Below are 18,697 nucleotides of genomic sequence, written 5' to 3' on the forward strand. Positions count from 1 at the left end.
ATCAATATTCCGCTATCTATCTCTGCGGTGGATTTTCCCGAAGGAGCAGATATAGAGAGTTTGTTTCCGGTAAATGAAAAATACATCTAAAAAAAAGCAATTTCCGCACCGGAAGGCATCGGGGTTCGAGCCCCCGAGCGGAGCAAAGTAAACGGATGAAATCCGACAATATTATGACCGACACAGACTTCATTAAGCAAATAAAAAAGGCTTTTGTCTCTCCTAATTTCAATGAGCAAGGAGAGGTGTTGGAACCCTCTATAATGAATGCTTTGGAGCTGATAGACAGGTTTAAAAAAAGTGTAATAAAAGAATACTTAACCAACAAAAATAAATTTAAAGATGAAAGCAGAGATAATGATACAGCGGTTGAGGGATAAATTCGGTACAGAAGCTTTGCGCTCTGCCGTGCAACTACATACCGACTACGACAAATGGCAGATAGAAGACTTAACGATAGAAGAACTGCAAGGGCTTTATCGTCGATTTTTCCCTCAAAAAACAGTTACCGATGTGGCAGTGGAGCTGGCAAACGAAAAACGATTAAAAGAGCTTAGAAGCACTGTGCTGAAAGATGCCTCCTATATCGGTTTGCTTGAGCCCGATAATTGGGACAGGTTTAACAGTTGGATGCTGGATTTAAGCCCGCTTAAAAAGCCTTTGAAATATTATAAGATAGAGGAATTTCAGCCACTGATAAGGCAATTCAAAAGCCTAAGAAATAAATATGAAAAACAGGCAAAAATAACAGGTACTAAGGAATGGTATCATAAACATAAACTACCCATCCCCCTAAACAACTAAAAAAAAACTTCTCTGCATAATCTATGGCATATAACAAAAAGAACTATTACAAAAGAATTATGGAAATCCAAGAAATCACAAATATCCAAAGACACCAGTACGGATTGTCTTACAAGGAGATTTATTGGGCGTACATAGAGCCTAAATATTTTATATCCAAGAAAACTTACCATACCTATCTGGGTATTCCTGCAAAAAGAGAATTGAAAAAAATTATAGAAAATGAAAATAACTATTAAAGTAACGCCTGAAGCAATGTTTTTACTGCATAAAATAATCCTTGCGGAGTGCCAAAAAGTGGCATACCAAAGACAAATGAAAGTAAAATTATCTATCATGCAAGAGCTTTTCCAAAGCTTATCAAACAGGTGCATTGCTTATACGAGCAATCCCAACGGCAAAGAAAGGGTATTAACGCTAAAATACTATCAAGCAGACTGCCTATTTGATATTCTATGCAGCCGCCTTAATGGAAGACTTTACGGCTCTTATGAGCTTAATACTATGGAACTTATTAAAAACGAACTTCATCAAAAATTAATGTAATATGATAAAACTAAACGGCTACTGGTACAGCTACGAGGAAGTAGAAGATGCACTAAGAAAAAAGGGGTATACTATTTGCGTAGAAGAATGGGAACCCGATAAAAGAGGCTATGTAAAAATGGAAACACACGCCCTTAAAGAAGGAGAAAGCCCCAGTCCACTAAATAGGCTTTCTGATGTCGCGATAAAAGAATTTCATAAAAAACCGCCTTTGGTATAAAAACTAAAACACTATGAACGAACAAATAAAAGAAAAAATAAGTAAGGTATTAGCTCTTGTAAACAAGGGTGTAGATGGCGAAAAAGATGCTGCAGAAAGGGCTCTAAAACGATTATTAAAAAAGTATAATATTGTTGATAAAGATTTAGAGAATATCAATTTAAAAGAATATACTTTTAAGTATTCCAAAGTAATAGATATTTGGCTGTTACAACAGATACTGGAGTATTTCCTTACGGATAAAAAAATCCCTGTTTATAAAGACACCTATGGTGTAAAAGAGCTTCGTATTAAGTTAGAATATTTAGACTGGATAACCATAGAGACTGCCTATGGTTATTTCAAGCCACATATGAATAGAGAATGGAGTAAATTCAGCGAAAACAAGCTAAATAGGTATCGTAAACAATCTAACAAGAACAAGCGCAGAGAAGAATTATACAAGATATTCTTCAGTGCTTATATTCTAAAAAGCAAAATATATCGCGAAAGTCAAATTGTAAAAAGAAAATCTACTCCATCTGAACTTAGAGAACTGAGGGATATTGATAAAATAGAGGGAGGAAACTTCAAACGACAGGTAACCAGAGGGCTTTATTTAGAAGAATAAAAATAATGAAAAACCGCTTGTATATTCGAGCGGTTTTTTTATTTTTGGAAAGTTTAATTTAAATAAGAAAACATGGATAAGATAAAGGAATTAAAAGGACAAAATGGGAAACTAATTATTTACTCTGATGGTGTAGCTATATCAAGAAATACTGTTGGTGGATTTTTAGCACAAGGTGGGGCATCTGGAGAACGGAAATAATTTTATAAGGGAATTGATGCTATAGAATACAAAAAGCCAAGTATATGGTCTAATGGCTATATTAAAATATTAACAGCCGGGAGTGTTGATACTAACGCAAGAGTAGGAATTTTCGGGTCCTCTGCAAAAAGTGCAAGAGACCAAAATACATTGATATTAAGAGCTTGGAGTAAAAGTTTTGCAAATGAAACAGAAGAGGTATATAATACCATTATGCAAAAAATATCAGAAGCAAAACAAGACAAGGTTGCTTTGCCACAATCATACAGTAAAATGGATGAATTGAAAAAATTAGGTGAATTGAAAGAAACAGGCGTTTTAACAGAAGAAGAATTTCAAAAAGAAAAAGAGCGTATACTTAAAGATTCGTAACAAAAATGAAATTCTTTTACCTCCCTATATTATTGACATTATGCCTTGCTACCACCGCCTTTTCACAAAAGTGGGGCAGGGTATTTCCTCGTACGCCTAAAACACCGATGGAGCAAGTAAATAGAAATGGCAAAATCGTTGTTAGGAATACGATGTACGGGCTGGTGTTTCAAGATAACGAAATACCGCAGGCGTACAAAAAAGCCGTTCAAATGTTCTTCAAAAAACGCTTAAACGGCTATGCGGATATTAAAACCTATACCCTGAAAATAGAGAACTATCAAGGTTATATTTGGGTAGAGGGCTATAAAATCACAAAAGCCCCTTAAACAATCCTGTTTTTGTTCTAATATCGTCAATACTTCCCGGCAAGGTTTCCTTTTGTCGGGTTTTTTCTTTGCCATAGTAGGCACATTGGTAGCTGAATTGATAGATGTCGGTTACCGTAGGGTCTAAGTCCATTCCTTCGCTGAGCAGCAAGAGACGCCCTGTTTCGGGAGTTTCTATTTCTTTCAATATGCCGTCTGTGATGTTTGCCATTTCAAAAAATGCCAGCGCCTCGTCTCGGTTCAGTCCTATGCTGGAAGTGTTCCGCAATTGCTCGTATAGTAGTTTTACCTCTACGCTGAGCGTTGCCGGTTCTGCCGCATAGTCTGCCCTCATAGAGATGTACAATGCCGGAAGCGTGAGTATATCGAAATACTCGGGATTGGTATCTTGTCCGTTGTATAGGTCTATGATGCGCAGGGGCATAAGTCCGGCATCTGTATAGCGGTTCTTTTTTTGCTCAAAGTCTGCTAAGAGCTGTTTATAAAACTGTTTCATACTAAGTCGTTAAAGGTTTTTCAAGGCGTTATTTGCCAATAGGTTCATTTTCTTTTCGATTTTGTTCAGCAGGGCTTTGGACTCTCCTATGAAAGGGCGTGCGGGTATGCGTACATTCATCCGTCTGCTGTGGGATTTTACGGCGATAGCTCCGGTTCCTCTGTTTTGCCTTGCCGAGCGTTTCCGGCTGTGGGCTTTTACCTGTACAGTTTCTTTCACTATGCCTCCCTCATTGTGAATACGGGCATAAGGGACATCGGTTCCGATGGTTACGGTAGTGGCAGTTCTGCCCACCTCTCGAATGGAGCGCTTGAGCCGTCCGGATTGCACCATCAGCGTACCGGAGGCTTTCAGCTTTCGGGGCTTCCAAGGCTCGGGCATCGTGTTTACCCAGTTTTTTTGGATAAAACGCTGCTTAGAAAACCGAACGGCACGATAGCTGGCTTCATTCAATAGTTTTTTATGCAGGGTATCGCCCAGCTGTTTTTCTAATTTTTGCCAAAAGGCTTTGTTTACTTCTGTCATATAATTTGCCGTTTAGTGTTAGGACATTTCTGCATTTCTGATAATACGCATCATCATTTCGTTAAACATAGTTTCGTACTCTTTCATAGAGATACTTCCGTTTCCGCCGTTACCGATAATGTTATTTCCTTTGTGTAAGGCTTCAATTTTGATATTGATATTTTTGGCTTGGGTAGATGCTCCGGTTACTTTTTGCACGGCATTGCCTACGCTGTTGCCTTTCTTTTTGGCATTGCCTCCATCAGCAACACCTCCGCCTTGTTTTGTATTTCCGTAGAGAGAGGCACCGGTGTTTTGGGTGCCGGTGCTGTTGCCGGTTTTTTCTTCTTTTTTGTCCTCTTTCCATTTTAAGCTGTGCAGAGCACCGTCTAAGTTTCTGGCTGCCTCTAATTTATAGTGGGTAGATAGCTCTTGGGCTTTGTTCAGTTGTTTGGCTCTTTCGTTGCTTTCTTTCTCTATTTTTGCCAATCCTTCGGCGGCTTCGGCTTTATTCCAAAGCCCTTTCAGCTTGTACCATGCCGTCATTATTTTTTCTATTCCGGAAAGGAGTAAATCCTCTGCACCGAGCCATGCTAATTTTACATCTGCCAAAAATCCGTTCCATACGGCTTTTACAAATTTTACGGTATAGTCCCAAAGATTACCCCAGCCTTCTATTTTTGAGCATAAATAAACAATGAGGGCTATCAATGCCGCAATACCTGCAATAATCCATATTACTGGATTTGCCCAAATTGAGCTGTTTAGTATCCACATTGCTCCGGCGGCGAGTACCAATGCACCGGCAAAAGCAGTAAATACGGGAATAAGCCAGCCTACATTTTTATTAAGCCAATCGAGAGCGGGATTAAGCACTTCAAACAATCGCAGTAATGGCGGAATAATCGCATCGCCTATTTTTGAAAGTACAATTTCCAAACGATTAGCAAACAGTTCTTTCATCTTTCCGAAATCGCCTTGTGCATTTCTAAGGGCATCGTCCAAATTGAATTTGGAGCTGTCGAAAGCATCAAAAGTTTTAATCACATCATCGGCACCTGTTTTTACTTTATCCAATGCCCCTCTCAATCCCTCGGGCCCTCCTATTTTGTTAATGGCTTCCGTAATCTGTTTATCGTTCATCCCCTTGAATTTGCCGGCAATATCTTTCAGAATATCGTCCGCCTGTCGCATACTGCCCTCTTTGTCGAAAACATCTATATTCAATACTTTTTTGAATTTGTCTGCCTGCTGCCCTAAACCTTGAAAGAATGTTTTAGCCATATTTGCCCCTACATCTGAGTTTTTAGCTACGGAAGTGAACATTGCAAAAACCTTATTGGCGGTGTCCACGCCTTGCCCTGCCGAGCTTGCAGCGCCTGCATATTCTGTTTGCACTTTTGCCAGCTCATCATAAGTGGTAATCCCTGTTTGTACGGTTTTGGCGTTGCTTTCCAATAGTTTGTCTATGTCGTTTACCCCCAGTCCGAAGGCTTTCATCGCTTTGGTGGTGGAGTTCATAGAGTCGTTGAGGTCTGCACCGGTAGCGACGGAGTATTTTGCCACTTTTTTGAATATTGCAATGGCATCATCGCCGTACACTCCCGTCGCGGATTGCAGGTCGTACATTGCCGTAGTACTGGCTGAAAGATTGGTGCCTACCTCAAATGCGGCATCTCGTATTTTGTTGCGGTAGTCGTCCAGCTCTCCTTTGGATTTGTCTAAGTTGAGCTGGCGTATAGGCAGAAAGGCATCGTTAAACTTTTCGGCGGCTTGAACGCTCTTTACACCCAATGCACCCAAAGCGGCAGCACCTGCGGCAATCCCCACCATTAATCCTTTTTTGAGTGTATCGGTGGACATTCCCAGCTTGCTGCTTACTTTATCGGAGAGGGTGTTCAGCCTTTTCTGCATTCTGCTTTGAAAGCCCGCAAGTTTGCCTTCCAATTTACCCAGCTTTGCACTGAGCTTATCGGCAAGGTCTATCAGTAATGTGAGTTTTGCTTGTTGTGCCATATTTTTTTGTTTTTATTTTAATTTTTTGTTTACCTTTGCAGTGTCGGAGTTTATAGAGACCTTTAAGATGGATGCTTGCACGACAAAAGGAAGTGCGTCTTACCTATACCCCCTCTGGTTTACATGGGCGGTTTCTATAAATTCTTTCCTTTATTTCTTATTATTATACCTTGTCTTAATTCATCTTCTACAATTTTATTGTTGTACCAAGTTTTAACTTCTAATCCATAGTGTTTGTCAAATTCACAGTCTATAATTAGCATTTTATCTTTATAAAATTTGATGTAACGCGATTGATAAACACCGTTTTTGTACTCTCTTAACCACACCTCATCGGGATTTTTAAGTACTTCGTTAATGTGTGGAAACAACAGATGCCTTTGTTCATTTTCTCCCAAATATTTCCCTTTTGTATGGGTGGTAAATGTTTTTTCTTTCATAAACAGCTTGCGCCCTAAGTAGTCCTCAAATCCTGCATAGTTTTCGTCTTTTACTTTTTTGAATAGTTCGTGTACATTTTCCGGCGTAATGGTTTTATCAAGCTCAATGTTCTTTAAGGTGTCTTTAAATTCGCTCCATTTTTCCAATCCGTACTTATCAAACGACATTTGGTTAATCTTTTCCGGATAACCTTTAATATCTCTGTAGAACTGTTTATTGGTAAATACCTGTTTTAGGTCGCCACGGTTGAGGACAAACTGCGAACCTGCATAGTGCTTGTCGCTTGCCATAAGCATAGATTTGCCTTTGTCCCAAGAGGTAGGCTGTATGCCCCCGCTGTGGGGTATCATTTCGCAACGGCAACCATAGCCATTCGGCGGCCAAATAGCTTTATCGCCAGGGGATAAAATATCAAATACTTTTCTGTCCAAAATCTGATGTGCAGCACGCACTTTACTGTCGCCCATGGTTTGGTATTCGTAGAAGCGTGTACCGCCGTTTTTGGCATCTTGCATAGCACGCACATAGGCAGAAGCATTTTGCCCCGTAGCAACAGCAAGGTTGTATTCGGTTCTGAGCCAGTTTTTGTTCAGTTGGTCATTGTCTTTAAGGCATTGCTGAATAAAATCCGAACGGCTTTTAATAGCTCCCTTTTCGTAGTCAATCAAACGGGAAGCAACGGTGTAATGACGCTCGGCGGTTTTGGAACAAGCGAAGTCAAAGCAATTGTACTCCATCATCTGCATAGTGAGCTTATCGGGGCCGGTATAGGTGTCGTCTGTTCCGAATTTGCTCATCATGGCTTTTGTAAGTGCTACGCCCTCCGCAGCAATTAGTTTCCCGAGAATGCCGAGTATATCGGTCTTGTCGAATACCGCACCGGCTAATTTTGCGGTAAGCTCAATGAGCGTTTGGCTCAGTCCGCTTAAACCGGCTTCCGGCAAATGATGAGGACAGCAGTTCTCGGGGTATCGTTCAAACATAGCTGCGGCATTGGGTTTATTCTTTTTTTTTTCGGGTTCTTCATTGCCTTGCTTTCTGTTCCCCTCAAAAGGAATATTAAAAGTTTTGGAAATCCATTCCTGCTCTACCGGAAACCCTTGCATAAGCAGTCCGTTTGTGATATTCCAAAGTTTGTCTATATCTATTTCCTGTTCGGCGGTTTTGAATTCAAAAACATCATCATCTCCTATTTTGTAGCCCTGTATTTTAAGTAGAGGCAGCAGTTGGTCATTGACCATAAATGTTACGCTCCGTTTGTCCGAAGCAGCTATTTTTTCGTTCAAACCGCGTTCGTGTACTTCTGTTTGACTTCTGTTGCTTCCTTGATCGGACAGCATAGTAGAGCCTACCAGCTGTTTGCTTATTTCATCGGTATTCAGCTGGATAAATTCAGAATACACACGGAATACATCTGTGCGGTTGGCTTCGTGTATTTGTATTTCCGTGCCTTGCGGAAATGTTCCCACGCTTGCCTCTCCAATACCTATGAGCATGTCATGCACATCATTGATGGCTTTGGCATCTCGGGAATTGGTAGTTGCCGTGATGAGCGGAATACCGAAGCGTTCGCAAAACTCCGCCCAAGACTGGGCAACATTTCTTTTCCATATAATGGCAGGAATGATATTGTTAATAAGTCCCAAATCGCTTGTTCTTCCGATAGGCAAAAGCCAAGCGGCTAATTTCGGTGCAGAAAAATCAATAAATGTGTTGTAGTCCGAAAGGTCGGGAATAATTCTGTTTTGAGTAGGTACCAAATGGCGCTGCGGAATTTCCGAGAAATCTATTTTTTCGGCGTTAAATGCACGGAACTCCACGAGCTTGAAGCCTCGGATAATTTGCCACAATGCTTTTTCCAAGAGATTAAAAAACCATTGCTGCTGAAAAACAAAAGTCAGTTCCTCGTTTTCCTCTCCCGTTCTGCGGTTGATGATGTGAAAATCCGTGTTAAGCGTTGCGGTGATTCTTAGCTGTATTTGAGACTGCAGGTGTCCGTCCGTCAGCAAATCGTCCACCAAATCGTGGTAATCTTGGAAGCGAGGATTTTCCAGAAGCTGTGTCATTTGTATGGCTTTCCGCCATTTGTCTATATCTTTCCTACTTTTGTCCTTAAAGGATTCCACGACTTGGATAACCTTTGGGTTAATCTTTCCTTGTGCTTTTTTTTCGGCGTAAGGTAAAAATAAGCCGTTAGAATGTCTTTTATATGTTTCTGATGTATTCATATTGTCGTTTTGTAATCATTGCTTAAAATTGAATTTAAAGGCTGTTTAAAGATTATTTGCTACCATCTCTGATTGTTGGATTGGTACTTGCTCGTTATTTTTATACCGGAAATATCTTCTCCATCGTTACCGATTATTTTAGGCAAATCGGCAACAGCATCGCCAGCAGCGACCATTTTAAGCCAATCGAGGGCGTCTTGATAGCGTTGCGAGCGTATTTCGGGCATTTTGTCCGGAATGACGGAGGTATATAGATGGTAAAGCGTGCAATCAATGACTAGCATTACAATATGGGCGTTGCGTTCCGCACCCGAAGCCTCAAATATCTTTTGAGTATCATATCTTCCTGTAAGGTAATTTTTTACCTGTGTGATAGCCATTTGTTCGGCAGCACTCAGCTTGGCATCGGTATAATTCTCAAGCAAAATGTTTTTTATCTCATTTCTTACGAGTGTACTGTAATCGTCTGTGGTAATGAATTGCATAAATTAAAATCTGTTTTTGTTTTTTCTAATCCACTCGGTACGGCTCATTGTGAGGGCGGGCAAAGTGTTTTTAATGGCTAAACGGTTGAGCTTTGCAATGGCACTTTGTAGAGCATCGGGGGCGTCATCGTGTGCGCCGCTTCCTTTCTGAAATGCCAAAAGCTGGTCAATCAAATTTTGAAATTCCCCTGTTTTTTCCTTTGCTTTGTTGAAATAAACATTTTCTCTTTCAAAATACCCTGCCATGCTTTCTATACGGTCAAACTTATTACCCTTGCTCTCTGTATCTGCTATAATAGGCAGGTAAAAGCCCATAGTATCGCCTACTAAATCAAAATCACTCACAAATAAATCTTGTGCAAAATTCCCTTCAATGAAGTACTGAATGTTATATTGCAGCAAATGATTATCCCTCGCTTTTTCGTACAGCCAAAGGGCGACATTATGCCTTGATGTTTGTGCAATAAAGGCATCTAAAACATGGAACTCTCTGCCTGTTTTTCCGACCAATATTAAAGCCTTATAGTCCCCCGCATCTTTGTAGGATAAGTCTCCGTAAAAGACAAGGGCATCATATTGTTCCAAAGGCAATGCTTCTTTCCAAAGAATTTGCTCGTTCTTGAATATTGCACCTTCTTCTATATGTACATGCATATATTCTCGCATAAATGAGCGATAGGGCTTTTCTATGAATTTTCGTTTCCAATAATTTGCGTTGGTTTTTTCAGGCCAGTTAGGCTCAAAACTTGTTAAATCCTTTACGGCAGGGACGGAAATCGTAAAATAGAAAGAGGGCAAATCTTGTTTTTTCAGATTTTCATTCAGCGTAACAAAATGGTTTTTTAGCTGATTGATAAGCGTATTCTTATGGAAATTATTATTGGCACAAACAAATCTTTGGCGTGGAGAGCCTTCGTCAAATGTACTCACTAAGTCCTCCCATACATAATCAAACAATTCCTTGCTCAATCTTTCGTTGCGAACTCTTTTGCGGGTATCCACATCATCTACGACAATATAGTCCGGGCGTTCTGCTTCTTCTCTGAATCCACGGGGAGACTGCTCGCAACCAATGGCTATAAATTTTGCACCGTCTTTTGTTTTGAAATCGCCGTCTGCCCAATCGCCTTGTTGAAATTTATTGCCATAGAAATACAAAAAACGCTGATTGTGCGTAAGCTGGCTTTGAATATCTCTAATCAATTTTTTTGCTTTGGGTTCTGTTTGCCCTACCAACAGCATAAATTTCAACTGCCCCGTAACATAAAGATAAAGCGGAATGCCCAAGTCCAAATGTACCGATTTGGCCCCCGAGCGGTAAATTTCGGCTAATAAGTAACAGATTGGATTTTCAATCAATATCTTAGCCATTTCTATGTGAAACCACGCACACGGCTTTTTGGCGTACTGAGGAAAAAGCTCACTGAACCAGCGGGCATAGTCTTCTTCCAAGAACAAACGATATTCACGGCGTTCCTGCGGTGTTTTATGCCGATAACTGAGCTTTGTCTTTTTTTCCAGCTGTTTGCAATGGTCTTCGTAACCATCAATTAATTTCTGAAGCTGCCTGCTAATAATTTCACTCATTCCCTTTCTGCTTTATAGATTAAAAATAGTTTGTGAAAATGGACAAACTGCAATGCTAATTCGGGATCTTGGTCTGACATCCAATTATCAAATTCTTTGAAAACAGAATAAACGACTTGCGTGTTTACTTTGTCGCTGAAGCCTTCTATTACTTTATAAATGGTGGCTAAATCCTTAACATTAATAGAAGACTCCGAGCCTTCGGCTACTTTTCTGAGCTCGTCCATAAGCACCTGCCGTATATTTGCCGGTGCGGTGATAAACTCTTGGCGTTTTTCGTCCCAAGTTTTGCCGTCTCTGCTTGTATCGTTTCGCCATTTGGATATGGTTTGCTCTGTTACCGGATATGTATTAGATAATGCCTTTGCGGATAATCCTGTTTCTACAAATAGTCTTTCGCAGATTTCCCTAAGATCTGATTTGGCTCTTTTCTTTGTTTGTATCTGTTGTGCTGCCATAAATAAGTTTTTGGTGGCAAAAATGATTATACAAAGCGAGTTTGCATAAAAAAGTGGCAACCCTTACCAAAGATTTTTAAGGGCTGAAATTCCCAGTGTAAGTTTGCCCAAAATAAATCAAATATTATGATTTTCAGCACGGATAAAAACGAACTAAAATGCTACGGGAGAATCTTCCCCGGAGACGGCGTGAGCTTTATGTATTACTTTGAGAATTTACAAAAGACATACAATGAAATCACTATCCGTTTGCATACCTATGGCGGTTCGGTGATTGACGGTAACTTGATATTCAATGCCATCAATCAATCGCCCTCAAAAGTGAAAATCATTGTGGACGGATTAGCGGCTTCCATGGGGGCTATCATACTCACGGCAACTACTGATGTAGCCATTGCTGAAAACGGATATATAATGGTTCACGCACCGTCTGGCTATGCAGAAGGTACGGCAGCCGATTTGAAAGGTCTTGCTAAGCTCTTAGAAGCCATGGAAGCTAATTTTATTGCCAAACTGGTACAACGAACTGCCAAGCCTCAAAAGGAAATACAAAACCTAATGCAGGGCGATAATTGGTTTGATGCTGACGAGGCATTGAAAATGGGGCTGGTAAGCGAGATTATCCCGAGCAACAATACCACGCTGATACCTATTGAAGAACCTACCGCACTCGGAGAGTTGGAAGTATTCAACGCCTATGCCTCGCTGATGATAAGCGGAGATACAACAGAAATTAATCAATTAAATACCGATACAAATATGAAACAACTACTCATTACCGCTTTTTCGTTAGCGGTGGTAACTGCCGAAAGTTCTGACACGGCAGTACTGGAAGCCTTGAAAGGCAAATTTAAGGAATTGGAAGACGAAAAAGACAAAGCCATAAAAGACAAAGCAGATGCAGAGGCAAGTCTGAGTACTTTCAAAGAAGAACAAATCAATGCTGTCATTGAGGCACACGCCAAAACCTTTTCTTTGACCGATGAGAAAAAAGACATTTTCCGCAAAATCGGCAAAACTTCGGGCGTTGATGCCTTGATGGCTGTATTGGACAACCAACCCCAAGCCTCGCCGAATATTAGCGAGATAATTCAAAAAGGGAAATCCGATGCTGCCCGTGCCTCATGGACTTGGGACGAATGGCAAAGCAAAGACCCGAGAGGACTGGAGGCATTAGCCGTAAGCGACAAAGAAACTTATCAAAAATTGTTTAACGAAAAATACAAAAAATAATGGCAGGACTAAATCAACAAATTTGGACAGATGTACTCGTGCAAGCATTCAGAGCCACAGAAGAGGCATCATTTTTAGCCGAAATACCGGACGAAAGCCGTTTTGTTTCCGCTACGAGAGGCGACAACGAAATTATTCATTTGGTAGATGTAGGTGCAGACCCCGAGGTACTTATTAATAACTCCACTTACCCTATTGGATTTTCACAACAAACAGATACTGATATTCCTATCCAGCTGGACAGCTATAAAACAAAGGCTACTAAGGTAACGGATGACGAAATTCAGTATATCGCCTACGACAAAATCAAACTGGTGCAAGAGAAACACAAAAATGCCATTATGCGCGTGAAGCACAACAAGGCATTGCATGCACTTACCCCGCAAAGCAATAAGGCAAAAACGCCTATTCTTACCACTACCGGCGAAGATGACGGTGCAGGACGCAAGAAACTTACTTTGAAGGATATTTTGAAACTCAAAAGAGCTTTTGACAATCAAAAAATCCCTGCGGATAATAGAGTGCTGGTATTGTGTTCAGACCATTACAACGATTTGCTGGATGATGCCATAGGCAAAACAGCGTTCAACGGTCAATTCTCCGACGAAGTAGGAGGTCTTCTAAATGCCAGACTATACGGCTTTAAAGTGTATTGGTATGTAGATGCGCCATACATTACGGTATCGTCTCTTACCAAAAAATCATTCGGAGCCGTACCTGCTGCCGGAGACTTCCAAGCCTCTGTGGCATTCTATGCACCGGATATGTTCCGTGCAAGTGGAATGACGAAAAACTATGCCGACGAACCCGGAACACAACAACAGGCTTGGTTCTACAATGTACGCCACAACTACATTGTGTTACCGAGAAAAGAGAGAGCTATTGCCGCTATTGTATCTGCTTCTGCTTAACCTTTAAATCTTGAAAAATGACCATAGAAGATAAACAAAAAGCAGTACAAATCTTTGAGGAACATCCGCAGCTTTCAAAACTGTGGATGAACCCCAAAGGGGAGTTTTTTACTTCTGAAGATTTGGCAAAAAACAGCCTTGGAAAAGGCGAAACGCTGGAGTGTATCGACCGAGTATTAGAGGTGGAAAGCCCTGCAACAGAGCAAGAGCTTACGGTAGATGAAAACATTGGACAAATAGAAGCAGAGAAAGCGGTTTCCCAAGTGGAGCAAATGCTTATAGATGAACAAAAAGGTAAAAATAGAGCGGCAATAAAAAAAGCTGCCGAAAAAAAGATTAGCAAACTCAAAAAATTAAACGACGATGAGTAACCTGAAAGGTGTAAACATACAAAAAGGCAAAATAGGCATTAACCGCTTGGCAGGCAATGATGCCGTAAGCGGACTGATTATTTCCGCAATAGCCGCATCCGCTTTGTCTTTGGATAAACCGACAACGGCGTACAATATGAAAGATGTGGAGGCCTTAGGCATTACGCCTGATTTTGACACGGATAACAGTCTGAATGTTTACCGCCATTGTTCGGAGTTTTACCGTATGGCAGGGGAAGGAATACCGCTGCACCTAATGCTTGTAGCACAGGCTACACCTATGACGGATATTGCCGAAACAAAAGCCAAAACCTTATTGGCACACGCAAGAGGGGAAATTCGCCAATTAGCCATTGCCGTCAATCCGGCAGAAGCACCCAATGCTATGCTGAACGGCTTACCTACGGATGTGTATAATGCAATTGCAAAGGCTCAAGGGCTTTACAATTGGACTTATGACAACCATATGCCTTGCCAAATCTTTTTAGAGGGGCACCACTACGGCGGGCAGGCTTCCAGTGCGGCAAATCTTAGAGATATTGAAAACTTGCAGGCAGACAAAGTAACGGTAGTCATTGGGCAAGATTGGCTTTATGCCGAAAGCCTTATAGGAGAGCGGAAAAAATTTGCAGATGTAGGAACGGTATTAGGCGTTTGTTCAAGAGCAAAGGTATACGAAAACATTGGCGACAATGGTCAATTCAACCTTACAGATGCCATTCGTAAAGTTTGGATAGAACCGGGACTTTCTTCCCACCAAACGAATACGGAGGCATATAGCGACCTTCAAACCTTGGAAACCAAAGGTTATGTATTCGGGGTTACTTATGCCGGACTGGCAGGCGTACGCTGGAACAACGACCATACTTGTACGCCTGTGATTGTAGATGCTGACAATACCATGAACGAACACACCATTGCCTACGGGCGTGTAGCGGATAAAGCGGTAAGGGAACTGCGGAGGGCATATCTGCCGAAAGTAAAAACCACTTGGCAGGTAGATAAGAAAACAGGGAAACTCAGCAAAGGAACGCTAGTAGCCCTCGAAGATGTGGGCGATAAAGTTTTTGAAGATATGATTTTGCGGGGCGAAATCACCTACGGAAAAACTTATATAGATGCCGACAGCGACCTTTTGGTGGAGCGTATTCTCAAAGTGAATTATAAGATAGTGCCTAAGGGCGTTATCGGGGAAATCAACGGAACATTAAACCTTAAAACAAGAGACTAATGTCAAGAATAAACAGAAACGGAAAAGCCTACGATAGTGCCGATGTTACCGTACAAATCAACGGCGTGCCCATAGAAGTGAAATCTATGGAATATGGCAACGAGCAAGAACACCAACTCAATCATACGCTGGGGGCAAGAGCGACCAGCTGGAGCCGTGGTAAAATTACGCCCAGTGCCTCAATGACTTTGCTGATGGTAGATGTCGTGGCATTGGAAACCGCATCAGGCGGAGACTTGCTCAGCATAGAACCGTTTACCATTACGGTGGAATTTGCCAACGAGTATAATGTAGTCATTGTCGATAAAATCGTGGCAAAATTCAAAAAAGAAGGCAGAAGCGTAACGGGCGATATGGGACTGGAGTATCAGTATGAGCTATTTGCCTTAGATGTACAGCTAAATGTTGCCGCAAGTGTTTAAATAACCCTTAAAGATAATTTAAAATGAAAAAAGAAAATACAAACATTGAAACCGTAGCCGAAGATGTGAAAACGGCTCTAAAATCCGAATATGGCGATAAACTGAAATCTTTATTGCTGCCCAAAGACGACTTATGCGAACAGCACAAAGAAGTCTTGGCGGTAGTTCCGAGCCGTTCTATCGTTTCTCAATATTTGCGATTTGCAAAGGAGAATCCGAACAAAGCACAGGAGATTTTGATTAAAAACTGCCTATTGACTTCTAAAGAGGAAGTATTGGCAGATGACGGAATGTTCTATGCAGCCGTAGGATTATTGGCAGAATTGATACCGGTAAGAGAGGGAAAGTTCGGGAGGCTTTAGACGCCTGCCCGGGACTGAATTACGACAAAGACAGTGATGTATTTCTAAAGGCGGATGCCCTAATGAGTTTTTATTTGGGCATTCCCTTTCCGGAACAATTACCCGATGATATTTGGGTAATGAAACTGGCACAAATCACTTGGCTGGCAGAGCAAGGACTACTCAATACGAAATTTGAAAAGAATGAATAATAGAACAGTAATAGTTATAGACTTGGCGGCACGTTATGCGGCGGCTTTTGGGATGATGGCAATAGGGAGAAACATTAATACCGCTGTGGTAGATAGAGAACAGCCGGATTACGGCATTAAGCTGTACGGAAAGTTAGACGCTGATGTTGAAAAAATAGAATTTAAGCACGGAAGTCAAACACTAACCTTTTCCGGTATGCTTACCGAAACTTCGGGCGTGTTTGCCCCACCTTTGATGATAGATTTCAGTAAAGAGAAAAACCTTGTAGAAACCGAAGTAAACGGAGCGGATAACATTATTGTAGAACGCTGGGGTACCAAAGAATGGCAGCTTGACATCAAGGGACTTTTGATTGATATGGAAAATAAAGTTTACCCTCAAAACAAAATAGACGCACTACACCGCTTTTTTGAAATTAACGATACCATTGAAGTAACAGGCGTGCAGTTTGAGGATAAGCAAATAGACCACATATACTTTAAAGACTTGAAGATAACGCCGCTTGAAGGTTTTCAGGATACCGTGCAGTTCACGCTTTCGGCATCGTCTATTCAGTCGCCATTGTTTAATGTTCTAAAGCCTTAAAAATGTATTTGAATATTTCTGTTAGAATAACCATTGGAGAGCGTTTGGAACTGAACACCGTAAAAAGTGTTGAAATCCAAAGCACACTGGAAAAGATAAGCAACAAAGCTACCGTAGAACTGCCGAGAGAGTTTAAGGACGCCAAAGGGAAACGCCTGCTGGACTATATAAAAACAGGCGACACCATTCGCATAGAATTGGGCTATAACGGAGAGTTGAAAACGGAGTTTGAAGGGTATATCGCACACATAGGTGCCGAAATTCCTACCGTACTGGAATGTGAAGACGAAATGTATAAGCTCAAACGAACCAAAAAGTTTAACCACACTTTTGCCAATACGAAACTTAAAGAAGTGCTGCAGTTCATTGCCCCCGGTTATGAAATAGACTGTGTGGATATGAGCTTGGGCAAATTTATGATAGAAAATTGCACTGCTTTTGAAGTGCTGGAGGATTTGAAAAAATACGGTATTCGGTGCAATTTTTATGGGAAAAAACTGCACGCAGGTATGATGGTAGATTTCAAAACACCGGATAAACACAAGTTTGTTTTTGGGAAAAACATCCGAAAAAGCTCAGACCTAAAGTATGTAACAAAGGATAAAAAAGAGTGTAAAATAACGGCTATATCAATACAGGCAGGGACTTCCAAAAAAGTTACTTATGAGTTCGGAACGCCTGTCAATGGTGAAAGGACATTGCACATGCCTTTGAATTTGAGTAAAAACGAGCTGAAAGAACAAGCGGAAAAATATTATCACAGTGTTGTTTTTGACGGTTACGATGGCACATTGGACGGCTGGTGCATACCAAGGACAAAGCCCGGCGATACGCTGCAGCTGATAGATCCGCAATATCCGGACGAAAAACGAGACGGCAATTTTCTCATCGAGAGCGTAACGATTAAAGCCAATGCAAACGACGGCATTAAGCGAGAAAATAAAATATCTATGAAGCTATGAGCGAAGCATTGAAACAAGCCATCGGACTGTTTTCGGATAAGGGCTTAAAAGTAAGCATAGGGAAAGTAACCGCACTAAGCGGAAATACCTGCACCGTAGAGCGGGAGAATTTACCGCCTTTGCTGGATGTTCGTTTGCAGGCTTTGAAAGGAGATTTTTCAAATCATCTCTTGATTAAGCCAAAACTTAATTCACAAGTCGTATGCCTGAGTGTGGATGGGGAAACCGCAGAAACCTGTATTGTTCAATACACCGAAATTGAAAGTGTGGAAATGAGTATAGGAGGTGCGGTTCTGAAAGTAGAAAATGGAAAGTTGCAAATCAAAAATAGCGCAGCCGACTTGAAAGAACTACTTACGGAACTATTAGCGGAGTTGAAGACGGCGATAATTCAAACACCGTCCGGAATAGGTAAGTTTTCGCCTAATAACAAATTGAAATTTGAAGAATTAAAGAATAAAACAACACAATTATTGGAGTAATGGCACTAAATAAACAAGCACTAAAACAAGGTATAGTAGCTCTGCAACAAGAGATGATGCAAAAGACCGAAGCAGATTATAATTATTACGCCGAACGATTGGCAACATTGATAGATGCTTTTGTAAAAAGCGGAATGGTAACGGTACAGGCAGGCATACCGGTAAGTACGGCAGGCAGCCCAACGGCACAAACAGGAGCAACGACAAGTACAGGAACAGGAACAATAAGCTAAGCCGTTAGCACGGCAGGCAATTATTAAAATAATGGAAAAGCGTAAGGACATATTAGTAGATGATAGCAACGAATTGGAATTTATCAATGGGGATTTTGCGGTCGGAAACAGCGATATACAGCACATTGACCATATCATAATAGCCCAAAAAGGGGAATATAAACAAACGCCGCAAATGGGTTTAGGAGTAATCAATTATCTAAAATCTAATACCGACAAATCCAAATTTCAGCGTGATGTAAGAATACAGCTGAATTATGACGGCTACGAAAATCCAAACATTGATCTTTCCGAAGGCTTTGAACGCTTAAAGATTGAAATATGAAAAAGATAGTACTACATAACCAGTCCTTATTAGACTTCTGTCTGCAACACACGGGGAGCATTGCCGGTGTGTTTGAACTGGCACAGGCTAA

28 protein-coding genes are annotated in these 18,697 nt (G+C 41.1%); 21 read left to right on the top strand and 7 right to left on the bottom strand.

Annotated features, from left to right (window positions below; translation table 11 throughout):
• Nucleotides 1-155: 155 nt before the first annotated feature.
• The 9 genes from BLS89_RS09610 (at nt 156) to BLS89_RS09640 (ending at nt 3,082) form a co-directional block, all read left to right on the top strand.
• Nucleotides 156-380, top strand: a complete 225-nt coding sequence (locus tag BLS89_RS09610; RefSeq protein WP_092737890.1) for a hypothetical protein — start codon at nt 156-158, stop codon at nt 378-380.
• Entirely contained in the window at nt 343-804 is a 462-nt protein-coding gene (locus BLS89_RS09615; protein ID WP_143017762.1) for a hypothetical protein, read from the top strand. Before BLS89_RS09610 ends, BLS89_RS09615 begins: the two co-directional genes overlap by 38 nt.
• Before the next feature lie 23 nt (nt 805-827).
• A complete protein-coding gene (locus tag BLS89_RS09620; protein ID WP_092737894.1) occupies nt 828-1,043 on the top strand; it encodes a hypothetical protein in 216 nt (71 codons plus the stop codon).
• A complete protein-coding gene (locus BLS89_RS09625) occupies nt 1,027-1,350 on the top strand; it encodes a hypothetical protein (protein WP_092737896.1) in 324 nt (107 codons plus the stop codon). Before BLS89_RS09620 ends, BLS89_RS09625 begins: the two co-directional genes overlap by 17 nt.
• A 1-nt stretch (nt 1,351) precedes the next feature.
• Nucleotides 1,352-1,570, top strand: coding sequence for a hypothetical protein (locus BLS89_RS09630; RefSeq protein ID WP_092737898.1), 219 nt, complete (start codon nt 1,352-1,354; stop codon nt 1,568-1,570).
• 13 nt (nt 1,571-1,583) lie between these two features.
• Nucleotides 1,584-2,180: a DUF2786 domain-containing protein gene (locus BLS89_RS09635; protein WP_092737900.1), complete on the top strand. Its 597-nt coding sequence runs from the start codon at nt 1,584-1,586 to the stop codon at nt 2,178-2,180.
• 72 nt (nt 2,181-2,252) lie between these two features.
• Entirely contained in the window at nt 2,253-2,381 is a 129-nt protein-coding gene (locus BLS89_RS11255) for a hypothetical protein (protein WP_262501491.1), read from the top strand.
• A 150-nt stretch (nt 2,382-2,531) separates the two neighbouring features.
• Entirely contained in the window at nt 2,532-2,753 is a 222-nt protein-coding gene (locus BLS89_RS10475; protein ID WP_143017763.1) for an SHOCT domain-containing protein, read from the top strand.
• 5 nt (nt 2,754-2,758) lie between these two features.
• Nucleotides 2,759-3,082, top strand: a complete 324-nt coding sequence (locus BLS89_RS09640; protein ID WP_092737902.1) for a hypothetical protein — start codon at nt 2,759-2,761, stop codon at nt 3,080-3,082.
• Here the strand turns inward: BLS89_RS09640 and BLS89_RS09645 are convergent.
• From BLS89_RS09645 to BLS89_RS09675, 7 genes are all read right to left on the bottom strand, one after another.
• Nucleotides 3,066-3,578 (bottom strand): hypothetical protein, encoded by a 513-nt coding sequence (locus tag BLS89_RS09645; RefSeq protein ID WP_092737904.1) that lies wholly within the window; start codon nt 3,576-3,578, stop codon nt 3,066-3,068. The genes BLS89_RS09640 and BLS89_RS09645 overlap by 17 nt on opposite strands.
• A 9-nt stretch (nt 3,579-3,587) precedes the next feature.
• The gene (locus tag BLS89_RS09650) at nt 3,588-4,103 is read right to left on the bottom strand and encodes a phage virion morphogenesis family protein (protein WP_092737906.1); all 516 of its coding nucleotides are present in this window, start codon (nt 4,101-4,103) and stop codon (nt 3,588-3,590) included.
• Between the two features lie 18 nt (nt 4,104-4,121).
• Nucleotides 4,122-6,098 carry a phage tail tape measure protein gene (locus tag BLS89_RS09655; protein ID WP_092737908.1) on the bottom strand — a complete coding sequence of 659 codons (1,977 nt, stop codon included), beginning with the start codon at nt 6,096-6,098 and terminating at the stop codon, nt 4,122-4,124.
• 134 nt (nt 6,099-6,232) lie between these two features.
• Nucleotides 6,233-8,767 (bottom strand): phage portal protein family protein, encoded by a 2,535-nt coding sequence (locus tag BLS89_RS09660; protein WP_092737910.1) that lies wholly within the window; start codon nt 8,765-8,767, stop codon nt 6,233-6,235.
• 59 nt (nt 8,768-8,826) lie between these two features.
• A complete protein-coding gene (locus BLS89_RS09665; RefSeq protein ID WP_092737912.1) occupies nt 8,827-9,252 on the bottom strand; it encodes a phage protein Gp36 family protein in 426 nt (141 codons plus the stop codon).
• Nucleotides 9,253-9,255: 3 nt separating this feature from the next.
• Nucleotides 9,256-10,839 carry a phage terminase large subunit gene (gene terL / locus BLS89_RS09670; protein ID WP_221403661.1) on the bottom strand — a complete coding sequence of 528 codons (1,584 nt, stop codon included), beginning with the start codon at nt 10,837-10,839 and terminating at the stop codon, nt 9,256-9,258.
• Nucleotides 10,836-11,297, bottom strand: coding sequence for a hypothetical protein (locus tag BLS89_RS09675; protein WP_092737914.1), 462 nt, complete (start codon nt 11,295-11,297; stop codon nt 10,836-10,838). The genes terL and BLS89_RS09675 overlap by 4 nt, the downstream gene beginning before the upstream one ends.
• Nucleotides 11,298-11,423: 126 nt before the next feature.
• Here BLS89_RS09675 and BLS89_RS09680 point away from each other — a divergent pair, with 126 nt between their 5' ends.
• From BLS89_RS09680 to BLS89_RS09730, 12 genes are all read left to right on the top strand, one after another.
• On the top strand, nt 11,424-12,530 hold the full coding sequence (locus BLS89_RS09680; RefSeq protein ID WP_092737916.1) for a head maturation protease, ClpP-related: 1,107 nt from the start codon (nt 11,424-11,426) through the stop codon (nt 12,528-12,530).
• Complete coding sequence (locus tag BLS89_RS09685; protein WP_092737917.1) at nt 12,530-13,441, top strand: phage major capsid protein; 912 nt, start codon at nt 12,530-12,532, stop codon at nt 13,439-13,441. Before BLS89_RS09680 ends, BLS89_RS09685 begins: the two co-directional genes overlap by 1 nt.
• Before the next feature lie 17 nt (nt 13,442-13,458).
• Nucleotides 13,459-13,812, top strand: coding sequence for a hypothetical protein (locus BLS89_RS09690; RefSeq protein WP_092737919.1), 354 nt, complete (start codon nt 13,459-13,461; stop codon nt 13,810-13,812).
• Entirely contained in the window at nt 13,805-15,043 is a 1,239-nt protein-coding gene (locus BLS89_RS09695; RefSeq protein WP_092737921.1) for a DUF2586 family protein, read from the top strand. The genes BLS89_RS09690 and BLS89_RS09695 overlap by 8 nt, the downstream gene beginning before the upstream one ends.
• Nucleotides 15,043-15,465, top strand: coding sequence for a hypothetical protein (locus tag BLS89_RS09700; RefSeq protein WP_092737923.1), 423 nt, complete (start codon nt 15,043-15,045; stop codon nt 15,463-15,465). Before BLS89_RS09695 ends, BLS89_RS09700 begins: the two co-directional genes overlap by 1 nt.
• 23 nt (nt 15,466-15,488) lie before the next feature.
• Nucleotides 15,489-15,827, top strand: coding sequence for a hypothetical protein (locus BLS89_RS09705; RefSeq protein ID WP_092737925.1), 339 nt, complete (start codon nt 15,489-15,491; stop codon nt 15,825-15,827).
• 62 nt (nt 15,828-15,889) lie between these two features.
• Entirely contained in the window at nt 15,890-16,018 is a 129-nt protein-coding gene (locus BLS89_RS11260; protein WP_262501492.1) for a hypothetical protein, read from the top strand.
• Nucleotides 16,011-16,604: a DUF6046 domain-containing protein gene (locus BLS89_RS09710; protein ID WP_092737927.1), complete on the top strand. Its 594-nt coding sequence runs from the start codon at nt 16,011-16,013 to the stop codon at nt 16,602-16,604. The genes BLS89_RS11260 and BLS89_RS09710 overlap by 8 nt, the downstream gene beginning before the upstream one ends.
• 2 nt (nt 16,605-16,606) lie before the next feature.
• A complete protein-coding gene (locus tag BLS89_RS09715; protein ID WP_092737929.1) occupies nt 16,607-17,566 on the top strand; it encodes a hypothetical protein in 960 nt (319 codons plus the stop codon).
• Complete coding sequence (locus BLS89_RS09720; protein WP_092737931.1) at nt 17,563-18,048, top strand: hypothetical protein; 486 nt, start codon at nt 17,563-17,565, stop codon at nt 18,046-18,048. Before BLS89_RS09715 ends, BLS89_RS09720 begins: the two co-directional genes overlap by 4 nt.
• Nucleotides 18,048-18,281, top strand: coding sequence for a hypothetical protein (locus BLS89_RS09725; protein WP_092737933.1), 234 nt, complete (start codon nt 18,048-18,050; stop codon nt 18,279-18,281). The genes BLS89_RS09720 and BLS89_RS09725 overlap by 1 nt, the downstream gene beginning before the upstream one ends.
• A 31-nt stretch (nt 18,282-18,312) precedes the next feature.
• Entirely contained in the window at nt 18,313-18,606 is a 294-nt protein-coding gene (locus BLS89_RS09730) for a hypothetical protein (protein ID WP_092737935.1), read from the top strand.
• The last annotated feature ends 91 nt before the right edge of the window (nt 18,607-18,697 follow it).

It is taken from the genome of Riemerella columbipharyngis, assembly GCF_900101995.1.
In the GTDB taxonomy this organism is placed as follows: Bacteria; Bacteroidota; Bacteroidia; order Flavobacteriales; family Weeksellaceae; genus Riemerella; species Riemerella columbipharyngis.